Source organism: Streptomyces parvus, from assembly GCF_032121415.1.
GTDB classification, from domain to species: Bacteria; Actinomycetota; Actinomycetes; order Streptomycetales; family Streptomycetaceae; genus Streptomyces; species Streptomyces globisporus_A.
The window spans coordinates 2,093,795-2,109,122 of the sequence record NZ_CP135079.1 but is presented as its reverse complement, the minus strand read 5'-3'; the positions used below and the strand labels follow the sequence as shown (position 1 = coordinate 2,109,122).

The window sequence follows — 15,328 nt, the reverse complement described above, 5'->3', positions numbered from 1 at the left end:
TCCGGTAACCACCGGACCGTCGGCACCACTCCCGCACCACCGTCTCGTACGCCGAGACCTCCAGCCCCAGAACGCCACCAGGATGGTGAACACCCACATGAACAACTTCTCCGGCGCCTCCGCGAGCGGCCTCTACACCGGCCCGCAGGTGGACAACCGCTACGTCGTCCCGCGCTTCGTGGAGCGCACCTCGCAGGGTGTGCGCGAGTACGATCCGTACGCGAAGCTCTTCGAGGAGCGCGTGATCTTCCTCGGCGTCCAGATCGACGACGCCTCGGCCAACGACGTCATGGCGCAGCTGCTGTGCCTGGAGTCGATGGACCCCGACCGCGACATCTCGATCTACATCAACAGCCCCGGCGGCTCGTTCACGGCGCTCACCGCGATCTATGACACGATGCAGTTCGTGAAGCCGGACATCCAGACGGTCTGCATGGGCCAGGCGGCCTCCGCCGCCGCCGTCCTGCTCGCCGCCGGCACCCCGGGCAAGCGCATGGCGCTCCCGCACGCCCGGGTCCTCATCCACCAGCCGTCCTCGCAGACGGGCCGCGAGCAACTCTCCGACCTGGAGATCGCGGCCAACGAGATCCTCCGTATGCGTACGCAGCTGGAGGAGATGCTCGCCCGGCACTCGACGACCCCGCTGGAGAAGATCAGCGAGGACATCGAGCGCGACAAGATCCTCACGGCCGAGGACGCCCTGGCGTACGGTCTGGTCGACCAGATCGTTTCCACCCGCAAGACCACCGCGGGCGCATCGCTCTGACGTCGGTCTTTCCCCTTGGCACATTCCGTTTGCACGACCACGGCCGTGTGAACCGTGCCAAGGGGGGCCCGAACGGGGGCCCAGGCAAGGTACCGTCGGATAGAGGCACCAGGAGCCGCTGAACCAGGCGGCCTCCCAGGCGAAGGGGAAGCACCTCGTGGCACGCATCGGTGATGGCGGCGACCTGCTCAAGTGCTCGTTCTGCGGAAAGAGCCAGAAGCAGGTGAAGAAGCTCATCGCGGGACCCGGTGTGTACATCTGCGACGAGTGCATCGATCTCTGCAACGAGATCATCGAGGAGGAGCTCGCGGAGACGAGCGAGGTGCGCTGGGAAGAGCTTCCCAAGCCCCGCGAGATCTACGAGTTCCTGGAGGGGTACGTCGTCGGGCAGGAGCCCGCGAAGAAGGCCCTCTCGGTCGCGGTGTACAACCACTACAAGCGGGTCCAGGCCGGGGAGAACGGCGGCGGCGCCGGTCGTGAGGACGCGATCGAGCTCGCCAAGTCGAACATCCTCCTGCTGGGCCCCACGGGTTCCGGTAAGACGCTTCTCGCACAGACGCTGGCCCGCATGCTCAACGTCCCGTTCGCGATCGCGGACGCGACGGCGCTGACGGAGGCCGGCTATGTCGGCGAGGACGTCGAGAACATCCTGCTCAAGCTGATCCAGGCGGCCGACTACGACGTCAAGAAGGCCGAGACCGGGATCATCTACATCGACGAGATCGACAAGGTCGCCCGCAAGAGCGAGAACCCCTCGATCACGCGCGATGTCTCCGGCGAGGGCGTGCAGCAGGCCCTGCTGAAGATCCTGGAGGGCACCACCGCCTCCGTCCCGCCGCAGGGCGGACGCAAGCACCCCCACCAGGAGTTCATCCAGATCGACACGACGAACGTGCTGTTCATCGTGGGCGGCGCGTTCTCCGGCCTGGAGAAGATCATCGAGTCCCGGGCCGGCGCCAAGGGCATCGGCTTCGGCGCCACGATCCGCTCCAAGCTGGAGATCCAGGCGAGCGACCAGTTCCAGGAGGTCATGCCGGAGGACCTGGTGAAGTTCGGGATGATCCCGGAGTTCATCGGCCGTCTCCCCGTGCTGACCTCGGTCCACAACCTGGACCGCGAGGCCCTGCTCCAGATCCTCATCGAGCCGCGCAACGCCCTGGTCAAGCAGTACCAGCGCCTCTTCGAACTCGACGGTGTGGAGCTGGACTTCGAGCGAGGAGCGCTGGAGGCCATCGCCGACCAGGCGATCCTGCGCCAGACCGGCGCGCGCGGTCTGCGGGCGATCATGGAGGAAGTCCTCCAGTCCGTGATGTACGAGGTCCCGTCCCGCAAGGACGTCGCCCGCGTCGTCATCACTCCCGACGTCGTCCGCGACAACGTCAACCCCACGCTGGTGCCGCGCGAGCCGCGCGCGATCGGCAAGAACGACGGCGGCCGCCACGAGAAGTCCGCCTAGCCGCAGGCGGCTTGTCCTACGCCGAAGGGGCGCCCACCGGATGGAACCGGCGGGCGCCCCTTCGGCGTCGAGCGGTCAGACCTTGGTGCGGGCGGTGTTGTAAAGCTTGGCGGTGAGGGCCGCGGCCTGGTCCTTGGGCACGCCCTGGCCGGCGAGTGCCAGAGCCTTGTCCGCGGTCGTCGTGATGCCGGCCGTGCTGTAGTCGGCCCAGACGCAGACCGCGAGGATGAAGTGCTGGGGCCCCTTGGCGACCGAGCCGTCGCCGCTCTTGTTGGTCACCTTGAGGTCCTGGCACTTCATCACCGCCCCCTCGAACCCCTCGGGTTCGGCGGTCTCGGCCGAACCGACGAGTTCGATGGAGACCTCGCCGCCGCCCGACTTGGCGTCCTTCTCGACGTCCACGAAAGCGTCGTTGACCACCTTGGCCGGGTCGGCGATCTCTCCCCAGAAGCCCTCGAAGTTGAGCACCTTGGTCGCGGCGGCGGCGGTGCCCACCGAGTAGTCGGCCTTGGCCGCGCTGGGGTTCTTGATGCCCAGCGCCTCGACGTCCGTCTTCTTCGTCCCGGTCAGCGGTGCGCTGAGTACCGGCTTCGTGGTGTCCCGCTTGTAGGCGTCGACCGCGTCCGGGGGCGTGATCTTGTAGCCCTTGGTCGCCTCGGAGACGTCCGAGTTGCTGGCCTTGTCGCCCGCGGTGAGGAAGTACACCCCGCCCGCGATGACCGCCAGCGCCACCACGGCGACACCGATGATCAGCCCGGTCTTCTTCTTCGGCTGCGGCGGCTGCTGTCCGTACCCGGGCTGCCCGTACGGGGGCTGGGGCGGCTGCTGCCCGTACGGACCCGGCTGCTGCGCCTGCGGGTAGCCGTAACCCTGCTGCGGCCCCGGGGGCTGCTGCCCGTACGGGTTCGGCTGCTGCGGGGGGACGCCCTGCGGGGCCTGCTGCGGGTAGCCGTAGCCGGGCTGGCCCTGCGGCGGCGGGGCGCCGTACGGGCCCGGCTGCTGCCCGTACGGTCCGGGCTGGCCCTGCGGCGGCTGCCCGCCGTACGGGCCCGGCTGGTTGTAGCTCATCGAGGTGTCCCCTCCAGAATCCTTGTACGTTGCGAACATCCTGACGGAAGCCGCCCTGACACGGGGGACCGGGCCGGACACCGTTACTGAACCAATCCGTTTCAGTGCAGACCTGTGACGGCCCTAAACTGTCCCCCGTGACCGAGAACTCATCGCAGCAGCCAGCCAGCAACCCCGAACTGCCGACCACGTACGCGCCGGCCGATGTAGAGGGGAAGCTGTACGAGCGCTGGGTGGAGCGCGGTTACTTCGAGGCGGACGAGCACAGCGACAAGCCGCCCTACAGCATCGTCATCCCCCCGCCCAACGTCACCGGCTCCCTCCACCTGGGCCACGCCTTCGAGCACACCCTGATCGACGCCCTCGTCCGCCGGAAGCGGATGCAGGGCTTCGAGGCGCTGTACCAGCCGGGCATGGACCACGCCGGCATCGCCACCCAGAACGTCGTCGAGCGCGAGCTCGGCAAGGAGGGCAAGTCCCGCCACGACCTGGGCCGTGAGGCGTTCGTCGAGCGCGTCTGGCAGTGGAAGAACGAGTCCGGCGGCCAGATCTCCGGCCAGATGCGCCGCCTCGGCGAGGGCGTCGCCTGGTCCCGTGAGCGCTTCACCATGGACGAGGGCCTCTCCAAGGCCGTCCAGACCGTCTTCAAGCAGATGTACGACGACGGGCTGATCTACCGCGCCGAACGCATCATCAACTGGTGCCCCCGCTGCCTCACCGCGATCTCCGACATCGAGGTCGAGTACCAGGAGGACGACGGCGAGCTCGTCTCCATGACGTACGGGGAGGGCGACGAGACCATCGTCGTCGCCACCACCCGCGCCGAGACGATGCTCGGCGACACCGCGGTCGCCGTCCACCCCGACGACGAGCGCTACAAGCACCTGGTCGGCAAGCAGATCAAGCTGCCGCTGACCGACCGTACGATCCCGGTCGTCGCCGACCGCCACGTCGACCCGGCGTTCGGCACCGGCGCGGTCAAGGTGACCCCCGCCCACGACCCGAACGACTTCGAGATCGGCAACCGTCACGACCTGCCGTTCATCACCGTCCTCGACGAGCGTGCGGTCATCACCGTCCCCGGCCCCTTCGAGGGCCTGGACCGGCTGGAGGCCCGCTCCGCCATCGTCGCCGCCCTGCGCGCCGAGGGCCGGATCGTCGCCGAGAAGCGCCCCTACGTCCACTCCGTCGGGCACTGCTCGCGCTGCAAGACCACCATCGAGCCGCGCCTCTCGCTCCAGTGGTGGGTCAAGGTCGCCCCGCTCGCCGAGGCCGCCGGTGACGCGGTCCGCGACGGCAAGGTCAAGATCCACCCGCAGGAGATGGAGAAGCGGTACTTCGACTGGGTCGACAACCTCCACGACTGGTGCATCTCGCGCCAGCTCTGGTGGGGCCACCGCATCCCCGTCTGGTACGGCCCGAACGGCGAGGTCGTCTGCGTCGGACCGGACGACGAGGCGCCCACCGGCGAGGGCTGGACCCAGGACAGCGATGTCCTGGACACCTGGTTCTCCTCCGGCCTGTGGCCCTTCTCCACGCTCGGATGGCCCGAACGCACCGACAGCCTCGCGAAGTTCTACCCGAACTCCGTCCTGGTCACCGGCTACGACATCCTCTTCTTCTGGGTCGCCCGGATGATGATGTTCGGCCTGTACGTCAACGACGGCGTCCCGCCCTTCGGCACCATCGTCCTGCACGGCATGGTCCGCGACGAGCACGGCAAGAAGATGTCGAAGTCCTTCGGGAACGTCGTCAACCCGCTGGACTGGATGGACAAGTACGGCTCCGACGCCCTGCGCTTCACCCTCGCGCGCGGCGCCAACCCGGGCACCGACGTGCCGATCGGCGAGGACTGGGTCCAGGGCTCGGCGAAGTTCTCCAACAAGATCTGGAACGCCACCCGCTTCGCCCTGATGAACGGCGCCACGATCGAGGGCGAGCTGCCCTCGGCCGAGGAGATGTCGGTCACCGACCGCTGGATCCTGTCGCGCCTGAACAAGACGGTCGCGGACGTCGACGCGTTCTACGACGACTTCCAGTTCGCCAAGATCAGTGAGGCGCTGCGCCACTTCGCCTGGGACGAGGTCTTCGACTGGTACGTCGAGCTCTCCAAGACCACGTTCTTCGCGGGCGGCCGCCCGGCCGAGGTCTCGGGCCGGGTCCTCGGCGAGGTCCTCGACGTGATGCTGCGGCTGCTGCACCCGATCGTCCCGTTCGTCACGGAGGCGCTGTGGACCGCGCTCACCGGGCGCGAGTCGATCGTCATCGCCGAGTGGCCGGCCGACTCCGGCTTCCGCGACGACGCGGCCGAGAAGGAGATCGAGCTGGTCCAGCAGGTCGTCACCGAGGTCCGCCGCTTCCGCAACGACCAGGGTCTCCAGCCCGGCCAGAAGGTCCCGGCCGAACTGACCCTGACCGGCACGGCGCTCGCCCCGCACGAGGCGGCCATGCGCCAGCTCCTGCGGCTCCAGCCCGCCGGCGACGGCTTCCACGCCACCGCGTCCCTCCCGGTCGCCGGGGCCACCGTCGCCCTGGACCTGTCCGGCACGATCGACGTGGCGGCCGAGCGCAAGCGCCTCACGAAGGACCTGGAGGCCGCGCAGAAGGAGAAGGCCCAGGCCACCGGGAAGCTCGGCAACGAGGCCTTCCTGGCCAAGGCTCCGGACAACGTGGTCGACAAGATCCGCGGCCGGCTCGCCAAGGCCGAGGCCGACATCGAGCGGATCGGCGCCCAGCTGGCGGGCCTCCCGCAGAGCTGATCAGCCAGGGGGTGTCCGACCGGAGCCCCCGCGCACCCGACCGACCGGGGCGCGGGGGCTTCGCCGTACCGCTCGCCGGCAGTTCGCCGGGCGCTGCGCGCGATGTCGGCGCCCATCCGTAGACTGGGCCCGTGAGTGAGCCCCGCCCAGACCGGCACGACGCGTCCGATCCCGACGACACCTTCGAGGAGATCGTCGACGAGGCGACCCAGCGCGACCCCGACCTGGCGGTGATCGAGGCCGGGAGCCGCACGCTGCGCGCCCACTCGGGTCAGCCGCAGGGCGAAGCGGTCCCCGCCCGGCCGGCCGACCCCGAGACCGACAAGGCGCTGCGCGCGGTGGAGCGGGAGCTCGCCGGACGCTGGGGCGAGACCAAGCTGGAGCCCTCCGTCACGCGCATCGCCGCCCTGATGGACGTGCTCGGCGAGCCGCAGCGCGCCTACCCCTCGATCCACATCACGGGCACCAACGGCAAGACCTCCACGGCCCGCATGATCGAGGCCCTGTTCAACGCCTTCGAGCTGCGCACCGGCCGCTACACCTCCCCGCACGTCCAGTCGATCACCGAGCGGATCAGCCTGGACGGCTCCCCGATCGCGGCCGAGCGGTTCATCGAGACGTACGAGGACATCAAGCCGTACGTCGAGATGGTCGACGCCCAGCAGCCCTACCGGCTCTCCTTCTTCGAGGTCCTCACCGGCATGGCGTACGCCGCCTTCGCCGACGCCCCCGTCGATGTCGCGGTCGTCGAGGTCGGCATGGGCGGCACCTGGGACGCCACGAACGTCATCGACTCCACGGTCGCCGTCGTCACCCCGATCTCGCTGGACCACACGGACCGGCTCGGCACCACGCCCGCCGAGATCGCCGGCGAGAAGGCCGGTGTCATCAAGCCGGGCGCCACGGTCATCCTGGCGCAGCAGCCGGTGGACGCCGCGCAGGTGATGCTGAAGAAGGCCGTCGAGGTGGACGCCACCGTGGCCCGCGAGGGCATGGAGTTCGGCGTCACCTCCCGCGAGATCGCGGTCGGCGGCCAGCTCGTCACGCTGCGGGGCCTGGGCGGCGAGTACGAGGAGATCTTCCTCCCGCTGTACGGCGCCCACCAGGCGCACAACGCGGCCGTCGCGCTCGCCGCCGTCGAGGCGTTCTTCGGCATCGGCGCCGAGCAGGCCCGCTCCCTGGACATCGACGCCATCCGCAAGGCGTTCGCCTCGGTGCTCTCCCCGGGCCGCCTGGAGGTCGTGCGCTCCAGCCCGACCGTCGTCCTGGACGCCGCGCACAACCCCGCGGGGGCCAAGGCGGCGGCGGACGGCATCTCCGAGGCGTTCAGCTTCTCCCGGCTGATCGGCGTGGTCGGAACGAGCGGCGACAAGGACGTCCGGGGGCTCCTGGAGGCCTTCGAGCCGATCTTCGCCGAGATCGTCGTCACGCAGAACTCCACCCCGCGCGCGATGGACGCGGACGAGCTGGCCGCGATCGCCGTCGAGGTCTTCGGCGACGACCGGGTCCAGGTCGAGCCGCGCCTCGACGACGCCCTGGAGGCGGCGATCACGCTGGCCGAGGAGGAGGACGAGTACGCGGGCGCCGGGGTGCTGGTGACCGGGTCCGTGATCACGGTCGGCGAAGCCCGGCTGCTGCTGGGAAGGGGCTGAGAAGCCGGATGCGGACGCTCTGTGCCTCGACGCTGATCGGTGAGTTCTTCGTGATCGGCTTCGCCGGTCTGGTCGCGATGAAGCTGGACGACGCCTCCATGACCGTGGTCTGGACGGTGTGCGGCATCGGCATGGCCCTGTCCGTGCTGCTGTGCGGAATGATCACCAGGCCCGGCGGCATCCAGCTCGGCTGGGCGCTCCAGGTCGCGCTGGTCCTCAGCGGGTTCGTGGTCCCGATGATGTTCGTCCTGGGGCTGGCCTTCGGCGGGCTGTGGTGGGCCTCGATCCACTACGGCCGCAAGATCGACGAGGCCAAGGCGCGCTGGGCCGCCCAGCAGGAAGCCGAAGAGGCCACCGCCTAGGGGGTGGCCGACACGCCCGTCCCCGCCGCGGGTTCCGGCGGATCCGGGGGGTGAAGGTGACCCAGGGTGAACCCGGGCGTGGATCCGTTCCCGTACCCCTGTAATCTCGCCTCACCGCACCCGTATGCCTGGCCTTGCAAGGAGCCGTACATGACTCAGCGCACTCTCGTCCTGCTCAAGCCCGACGCGGTCCGCCGTGGCCTGATCGGCGAGATCGTCGGCCGCATCGAGCGCAAGGCGAACTGGCGGATCACCGCCCTGGAGCTGCGCACCCTGGACCACGAGACGCTGGAGCAGCACTACGGCGAGCACAAGGGCCGCCCGTTCTACGAGCCGCTCATGGAGTTCATGGCCTCCGGCCCCGTCGTCGCCCTGGTGGCCGAGGGCGAGCGGGTCATCGAGGGCGTCCGCGCCCTGGCCGGCCCCACCGATCCGATCGCCGCCGCGCCCGGGTCCATCCGTGGGGACTTCGGCACGATCACCCGGGAGAACCTCATCCACGCCTCGGACTCGGAGGAGTCCGCAGAGCGAGAACTGAAGCTTTTCTTTCCGGGACTTTCCTGACCCGATCGGCCAAACAGCGCTGTAGGCGAGGGGCGACCGAAGTAATTCGGTCGCCCCTCGGCATAGGGTTTGGGATCGCGGGAACGCATCCCTCCGACGTAACGTCACCATGGGTAGAACGGCCACCCGTTCCGCTCACAATGGCGAAGGACCCTCGCGCTGTGTCCGTGCATACGGCACTACGATGGAAGCTTCCACGCCCGCAGCGCCAACCTCGCCTACCAGAACAAGCCATCTTCGCTACCTGGGAAGGCCCGACGCATCCTCATGGGGAACAAGGGGAACTCAATGTCGTTCATCGGCCGTGACATGGCTATCGACCTCGGGACTGCCAACACGCTGGTGTACGTCAGGGGGCGCGGCATCGTTCTGAACGAGCCGTCCGTCGTGGCCATCAACACCAACACCGGCGGAATTCTGGCGGTCGGCTCCGAGGCCAAGAAGATGATCGGGCGCACGCCGGGCAACATCGTTGCCGTGCGGCCGCTGAAGGACGGCGTGATCGCCGACTTCGAGATCACCGAGCGGATGCTCCGCTACTTCATCCTCAAGATCCACAAGCGTCGCTATCTGGCCCGTCCCCGTGTCGTCGTCTGCGTGCCCTCCGGTATCACCGGAGTCGAGCGCCGCGCCGTCATCGAGGCGTCCACGCAGGCCGGCGCGCGCCAGGTGCACATCATCGAGGAGCCCATGGCCGCGGCCATCGGCTCCGGTCTGCCGGTCCACGAGGCCACCGGCAACATGGTCGTGGACATCGGCGGCGGCACCACCGAGGTCGCCGTGATCTCGCTCGGCGGAATCGTCACTGCCCAGTCGATCCGGACCGCCGGTGACGAACTGGACAACGCGATCATCCAGCACATCAAGAAGGAGTACTCGCTCCTCCTCGGTGAGCGGACCGCCGAACAGATCAAGATCACGATCGGTTCGGCGTACGACCTGGACAAGGACGAGCACACCGAGATCCGCGGTCGCGACCTGGTCTCCGGCCTTCCCAAGACGGTCGTCATCTCGGCCGCCGAGGTCCGCAAGGCCATCGAGGAACCGGTCAACGCGATCGTCGACGCCGTGAAGACGACGCTCGACAAGTGCCCGCCCGAGCTGTCCGGCGACGTCATGGACCGCGGCATCGTCCTCACCGGCGGCGGCGCGCTGCTGCGCGGTCTGGACGAACGTCTGCGCCACGAGACGGGCATGCCGATCCACATCGCCGAGGACCCCCTGGACTCGGTGGCGCTCGGCTCCGGCAAGTGCGTCGAGGAGTTCGAGGCGCTCCAGCAGGTGCTGGACGCCCAGCCCCGTCGTTAGACGGAGCGCGGATTCCGCGGGACACACCCGATCCGGCGAGCGGACGCACCCGCTCCGGTCGCCGGATCGTTGATATAGATCGTTGCTGTACACGTACTGGAGCGGGGTCACACCCGACCGGTACCCCGTACGGAGACGTACACAGCCACGAATATTCCGACGAGGAAGGCACGGCCGCCGCACGTGAGGGACACACGAGAGAGCCGGCTGCTCCTGGTGCTCTTGATCGCCATCGCATTCGCCCTGATCACGGTGGATATCCGAGGCGGCGAGGGGTCACCGGTCGACGGTGCGCGGCAGGCCGCGGCCACCGTCTTCGGACCGGTCGAGAACGGCGTCGCGGCAGCGGTCGACCCGGTGGGCAACGCCATAGGCGCGGTCAGGGACTCCGGCAACCGGCACGACCGGATCTCCACCCTGGAGAAGGAGAACGCGGCGCTGAAGGCCAAGCTCGGCAGCGACGACCGCACCAACAGCCGGGTCCGTCAGCTCGACGCCATGCTGAAGAACGCGGGCGCCGGACAGTACGGCATCAAGGGCGCCGAGGTCATCGCCATAGGAGCGGCCCAGGGCTTCTCCTGGACGGTCACCATCGACGCCGGGTCCGACGACGGCATCCGCCGCGACATGACCGTCCTCAACGGGGAAGGTCTGGTCGGCCGGGTCACCACCGTCGGCCCGAGCACCGCGACGGTCCTGCTCGCCAACGACCCCGACTTCACCGTCGGCACCCGGATGGAGAAGACCGACGAACTCGGCTTCGCCACCGGCCAGGGCTCGCGCCCCCTGTCGGTGCAGTTCCTCAACGGCAAGGCCGAGGTCAAGGCCGGCGACCGGCTGGTGACCTTCGGCTCCAGCAAGGACAAGCCCTTCGTGCCCGGCGTCCCGGTCGGCGAGGTCGTCCGCGTCGACCCCTCCGGCGGCGCACTGACCCGGACGGTCTACGTGAAGCCGTACGTCGGGTTCACCAAGCTCGACATCGTCGGCGTCGTCGTCCAGGCCCCCCGGCAGGACCCGCGCGACACGGTCCTGCCCAAGCAGCCCGCCAAGACGAAGCCGAAGCCGACCCCCACGGTCACCGTCACGGTCCAGCCCAACGGCGACCTCGTCGACGGCTCCGGCAAGGTCGTCGGCAACATCAACGAGAAGCCGGGCGGCGGCGACGCCGGTGACGCGGCAGGCGACCAGCAGGGCAACGCACAGCAACCCGACAACGCGGCCGACGACCAGGAGCAGGGCTGATCCCCATGCGCATCAACCGGACCCTGCTCTCCACCGCCCTGGTCGTCGTCGCCCTGGTCATCCAGGTCTCCGTCCTCGCCCGTCTCCAACTCCCCGGCGCCGTCCCGGACCTGCTGCTCCTCACCGTCCTCGGACTCGCCTTCGTGTACGGGCCGGTCAGCGGCTCCCTCATCGGCTTCGGCGCCGGCCTCCTCGCGGACCTCGCGCCGCCCGCCGACCACGCCGCCGGACGCTACGCCCTGGTGCTCTGCGTCATCGGCTACCTCGCGGGTCTGGTCCGGCCGGAGAACGGGCAGCTGAAGTCGGCCTTCGCCCCGATGGCCGTGGTCGTCGCCGCCGCGATCGGCTCGACCCTGCTGTACGCGGGCGTCGGCGCGCTCGTCGGCGACACCGCCGCCCGCCATGTGGGCCTCGGCAGCCTGCTGTTCACGGCCGCGGTCTACGACCTGCTGCTGGCGCCCTTCACGGTGCCGCTCATCATGGCGCTGGCCAGACGCACCGAGAACGACCCGCTCGCCGAGGCGTCCTCCGGGGGCAACGACGTCGCCGCCGGCTGGCTCGCTTCGGGCACCGGTCTGCGGATCGGCAACCAGCGCGGCGGCCTGCGGGCCAAGGCGGCCCGCAACCGGGCCGCCCGCGCGGGCAGGATCAAGGGGGTCAAGCGCCTGTGAGGCTGTATTTCCCGGGGGACGCCCCCCGTACCCCCAGCCGGACCACCACCGGGGGCACCCCGTGAGCAACATCCCCGAGACCGGACGGACCCAGCGGGTCCAGATCCGGCTCATCGTCATCCAGGTCCTCGTCTTCTCGCTGCTGCTCACCCTCGGCGGACGCCTCTGGTACCTCCAGATCCGCAACGGCGACGAGTACACCGCCGAAGCCGCGGGCAACGGTGTGCAGCAGGTCGTCCAGCCCGCCGTGCGCGGCTCGATCCTCGACGCCCGCGGCGTACCGCTCGCCGACAACGAGACCCGCCTCGTCGTCTCCGCCAGCCGCACCGAGCTGCTGAAGATGAAGGACGACGGCGTCGGCGTCCTCACCCGTCTCGCCGACGTCCTCGACATGAAGGTCCAGGACGTCCGGGACAAGGTCCGCCTGTGCGACTCCAAGACCCCTCAGCCCTGCTGGAACGGCTCGCCCTACCAGCCGATCCCGGTCACCGACGAGGCCACCACCCAGCAGGCCCTCCAGATCCGTGAGCGCGCCGAGGACTTCCCCGGCATCACCGCCGAGCCCACCGCCGTACGCCGCTACGCCGCACCCGGCAAGGCGAAGACCGCTCAGGTGCTCGGCTATCTGTCGCCCGTCACCGACGACGAGATCCAGAAGGCGCAGGACGGCCCGTCGCCCTATCTGCGCTCCGACCAGGTCGGCCGGTCCGGGATCGAGCGCACCTACGACAAGGAGCTGCGCGGCAAGGCGGGTGTCACCCGCTACGAGGTCGACAACCTCGGCCGCGTCATGGGCGAGGCGGAGAACGACCCGGCGGTGGCCGGCTCCACCCTCGTCACCAGCCTCGACGCCCGCGTCCAGGCGGTCGCCGAGTACGAGCTGGCCCAGGCGATGAAGACCGTGCGCCAGGAGACCGACAAGATCACCGGCCGGAAGTACGAGGCCGACTCCGGCGCCGTCGTCGTCATGGAGTCGAAGACCGGCCGCATCGTGTCGATGGCCTCCCAGCCCGACTACGACCCCAACGACTGGGTCGGCGGCATCTCCGGCAAGCAGTACGCCAAGCTCACCAGCAAGAAGTCGAACTACCCGCTGCTCAACCGGGGCATCCAGGGCCAGGCCCCGGCCGGCTCCATCTTCAAGGTGGTCTCGGCCAGCGCCGCCGTGCGCGGCGGCCATGCCTTCAACGACCTCTACGAGTGCAGCAGCTCCTACAGCCTGGGCAACCAGACCTTCGCGAACTTCGAGTCCCAGGGCCACGGCCCCATCACCCTCGGGGACGCGCTCAAGTACTCCTGCAACACCGTCTTCTACCGCCTCGGCCACGACGAGTGGGTGAAGGACGGCGGCATAAAGCCCAAGAAGGACGCCAAGAACTGGTTCTACCGCACCGCCCGTGACTTCGGGCTCGGCTCCGAGACCGGCATCGACCTGCCCAACGAGGTCAAGGGCCGCATCCCGGACCGCCAGTGGAAGCAGGACTTCTGGGAGGCCAACAAGGACGCCTGGTGCAAGGAGGGCAAGAAGGGCGGCACCTACGTCCAGCAGATCGCGTACGAAAGCTGCCTCGAAGGCAACCAGCTCAAGGCCTACGACAGCATCAACTACTCGATCGGCCAGGGCGACGTACTCGTCACGCCCATCCAGATGGCCACCGCCTACGCCGCCATCAGCAACGGCGGCACCCTCCACAAGCCCACCGTCGGCAAGGCCGTGATCAGCCCCGACGGCAAGACCGTCCAGGAGATCAAGCCCAAGGTCAGCGGCAAGCTCCCGGTCGACGCCCAGACCATCAAGGACCTCGACAAGGGGCTGCGTTCGGTGGTCGAGCCGGGCGGCACCGCCGCCTGGCGGTTCGGCGGCTGGCCGCAGGACAAGATCCCGATGCGCGCCAAGACCGGCACCGCCCAGGTGTACGGCAAGCAGACCACCGGCTGGTTCGCGACCTACACCGACGACTACACCATCGTCATGACGATCTCCCAGGGCGGCACCGGCTCCGGCTCCGCCGGACCCGCCGTCCGCAAGATCTACGACGCGCTCTACGGGCTGGACTCCGCCGGCAACCAGGACCTGAAGCGGGCCCTTCTGCCCGAGCCGCAGAAGGCGCTGCCGAAGGTCCAGCCCGACGGCTCGATCCACGCGCCGAAGGTCAAGCCCTACGACCCCACCCCGGTCACGCCCGAGGAGAAGCCGGGGGGACAGGAACCCCAGTTGCCCCTGCCGCCCGGAGGCCAGCCCGGACTCACCGGATCACCCGCGTCCACGGGGAGGCAGCCGTAATGGCAGGTGGATTCTCCGTCTCCCGGTACGCCCCCGACCAGGGCTCCTGGGCCAAGCTGACGGCCCGCGACTCCCTCGTACGGCGGCTGGACTGGCCGCTGCTCGGGGCCGCGCTCGCGCTCTCGTTCCTCGGCTCGCTCCTGGTGTGGTCCGCGACCCGCAACCGCGACCACCTCACCCAGGGCGACCCGTACTTCTTCCTGCTGCGGCATGCCCTCAACACCGGCATCGGCCTCGCCCTGATGATCGGCACGATCTGGCTCGGCCACCGCACCCTGCGCGGGGCCGTCCCGGTCCTCTACGGCATCTCGGTGCTGCTGGTCCTCGCGGTCCTCACCCCCCTCGGCACCACGGTCAACGGTGCCCACGCCTGGATCAAGCTGCCCGCCGGCTTCTCGATCCAGCCCTCCGAGTTCACCAAGATCACCATCATTCTCGTGATGGCGATGCTGCTGGCCGCCCGCGTCGACGCGGGCGACCAGGCCCACCCCGACCACCGCACCGTGGCCAAGGCGCTGGGCCTCGCGGCGGTCCCGATGGCCATCGTCATGCTGATGCCGGACCTCGGCTCGGTGATGGTCATGGCCGTCATCGTCCTCGGCGTCCTGCTGGCCTCCGGCGCATCCAACCGCTGGGTCTTCGGCCTCATCGGCGCGGGCGCGGGCGGGGCCGTCGCCATCTGGCAGCTCGGTCTGCTCGACGACTACCAGATCGCCCGGTTCGCGGCCTTCGCCAACCCCGCGCTCGACCCGGCGGGTGTCGGCTACAACACCAACCAGGCCCGCATCGCGATCGGCTCCGGCGGGCTCACCGGCACCGGACTCTTCGAAGGCACCCAGACCACCGGTCAGTTCGTGCCCGAGCAGCAGACCGACTTCGTCTTCACCGTGGCCGGCGAGGAACTGGGCTTCCTCGGCGCGGGACTGATCATCGTGCTCCTGGGCGTCGTCCTGTGGCGCGCCTGCCGGATCGCCCGCGAGACCACCGAGCTGTACGGCACGGTCGTCGCCGCCGGGATCATCGCCTGGTTCGCCTTCCAGTCCTTCGAGAACATCGGCATGACGCTCGGCATCATGCCGGTCGCCGGACTGCCGCTGCCCTTCGTCTCCTACGGAGGATCCTCGATGTTCGCCGTCTGGGTGGCGGTCGGCCTGCTCCAGTCCATCAGGGTGCAACGGCCGATGTCCGCCTGAACC

At 69.3% G+C, this 15,328-nt stretch carries 12 protein-coding genes; 11 read left to right on the top strand and 1 reads right to left on the bottom strand.

What is annotated here, in order from left to right:
- Positions 1 to 82 precede the first annotated feature (82 nt).
- Positions 83 to 766 carry an ATP-dependent Clp protease proteolytic subunit gene (locus RNL97_RS10415; RefSeq protein ID WP_006124415.1) on the top strand — a complete coding sequence of 228 codons (684 nt, stop codon included), beginning with the start codon at positions 83 to 85 and terminating at the stop codon, positions 764 to 766.
- Between the two features lie 157 nt (positions 767 to 923).
- Positions 924 to 2,222, top strand: a complete 1,299-nt coding sequence (gene clpX, locus RNL97_RS10410) for an ATP-dependent Clp protease ATP-binding subunit ClpX (protein WP_030577276.1) — start codon at positions 924 to 926, stop codon at positions 2,220 to 2,222.
- A gap of 75 nt (positions 2,223 to 2,297) precedes the next feature.
- On the opposite strand, the gene RNL97_RS10405 is transcribed toward clpX, so the two are convergent.
- Entirely contained in the window at positions 2,298 to 3,290 is a 993-nt protein-coding gene (locus tag RNL97_RS10405; RefSeq protein ID WP_030577279.1) for a hypothetical protein, read from the bottom strand.
- 137 nt (positions 3,291 to 3,427) lie between these two features.
- On the opposite strand from RNL97_RS10405, the gene RNL97_RS10400 reads away from it, so the two are divergent.
- From RNL97_RS10400 to rodA, 9 genes are all read left to right on the top strand, one after another.
- The gene (locus RNL97_RS10400; RefSeq protein WP_030577281.1) at positions 3,428 to 6,049 is read left to right on the top strand and encodes a valine--tRNA ligase; all 2,622 of its coding nucleotides are present in this window, start codon (positions 3,428 to 3,430) and stop codon (positions 6,047 to 6,049) included.
- Positions 6,050 to 6,180: 131 nt separating this feature from the next.
- Positions 6,181 to 7,701, top strand: coding sequence for a bifunctional tetrahydrofolate synthase/dihydrofolate synthase (gene folC / locus RNL97_RS10395; protein ID WP_030577283.1), 1,521 nt, complete (start codon positions 6,181 to 6,183; stop codon positions 7,699 to 7,701).
- 8 nt (positions 7,702 to 7,709) lie between these two features.
- Positions 7,710 to 8,063, top strand: a complete 354-nt coding sequence (locus RNL97_RS10390; RefSeq protein WP_030577285.1) for a DUF4233 domain-containing protein — start codon at positions 7,710 to 7,712, stop codon at positions 8,061 to 8,063.
- Positions 8,064 to 8,213: 150 nt separating this feature from the next.
- On the top strand, positions 8,214 to 8,627 hold the full coding sequence (gene ndk, locus RNL97_RS10385) for a nucleoside-diphosphate kinase (RefSeq protein WP_006124409.1): 414 nt from the start codon (positions 8,214 to 8,216) through the stop codon (positions 8,625 to 8,627).
- A 288-nt stretch (positions 8,628 to 8,915) separates the two neighbouring features.
- A complete protein-coding gene (locus tag RNL97_RS10380; RefSeq protein WP_006124407.1) occupies positions 8,916 to 9,935 on the top strand; it encodes a rod shape-determining protein in 1,020 nt (339 codons plus the stop codon).
- A 183-nt stretch (positions 9,936 to 10,118) separates the two neighbouring features.
- Positions 10,119 to 11,177: a rod shape-determining protein MreC gene (gene mreC, locus RNL97_RS10375; protein WP_030577288.1), complete on the top strand. Its 1,059-nt coding sequence runs from the start codon at positions 10,119 to 10,121 to the stop codon at positions 11,175 to 11,177.
- Between the two features lie 5 nt (positions 11,178 to 11,182).
- On the top strand, positions 11,183 to 11,848 hold the full coding sequence (gene mreD, locus RNL97_RS10370) for a rod shape-determining protein MreD (RefSeq protein WP_030577292.1): 666 nt from the start codon (positions 11,183 to 11,185) through the stop codon (positions 11,846 to 11,848).
- A gap of 61 nt (positions 11,849 to 11,909) precedes the next feature.
- The gene (gene mrdA, locus RNL97_RS10365; protein ID WP_030577295.1) at positions 11,910 to 14,132 is read left to right on the top strand and encodes a penicillin-binding protein 2; all 2,223 of its coding nucleotides are present in this window, start codon (positions 11,910 to 11,912) and stop codon (positions 14,130 to 14,132) included.
- Complete coding sequence (gene rodA, locus RNL97_RS10360; protein WP_030577298.1) at positions 14,132 to 15,325, top strand: rod shape-determining protein RodA; 1,194 nt, start codon at positions 14,132 to 14,134, stop codon at positions 15,323 to 15,325. The genes mrdA and rodA overlap by 1 nt, the downstream gene beginning before the upstream one ends.
- The last annotated feature ends 3 nt before the right edge of the window (positions 15,326 to 15,328 follow it).

Excerpts from the sequence above, each read along its gene's own strand:
- RNL97_RS10390 (WP_030577285.1), top strand. The coding sequence starts at position 7,710 with ATGCGGACGCTCTGTGCCTCGACGCTGATCGGTGAGTTCTTCGTGATC.
- ndk (WP_006124409.1), top strand. The coding sequence starts at position 8,214 with ATGACTCAGCGCACTCTCGTCCTGCTCAAGCCCGACGCGGTCCGCCGT.
- RNL97_RS10405 (WP_030577279.1), bottom strand. The coding sequence starts at position 3,290 with ATGAGCTACAACCAGCCGGGCCCGTACGGCGGGCAGCCGCCGCAGGGC.
- mreD (WP_030577292.1), top strand. The coding sequence starts at position 11,183 with ATGCGCATCAACCGGACCCTGCTCTCCACCGCCCTGGTCGTCGTCGCC.
- RNL97_RS10380 (WP_006124407.1), top strand. The coding sequence starts at position 8,916 with ATGTCGTTCATCGGCCGTGACATGGCTATCGACCTCGGGACTGCCAAC.
- rodA (WP_030577298.1), top strand. The coding sequence starts at position 14,132 with ATGGCAGGTGGATTCTCCGTCTCCCGGTACGCCCCCGACCAGGGCTCC.
- RNL97_RS10415 (WP_006124415.1), top strand. The coding sequence starts at position 83 with ATGGTGAACACCCACATGAACAACTTCTCCGGCGCCTCCGCGAGCGGC.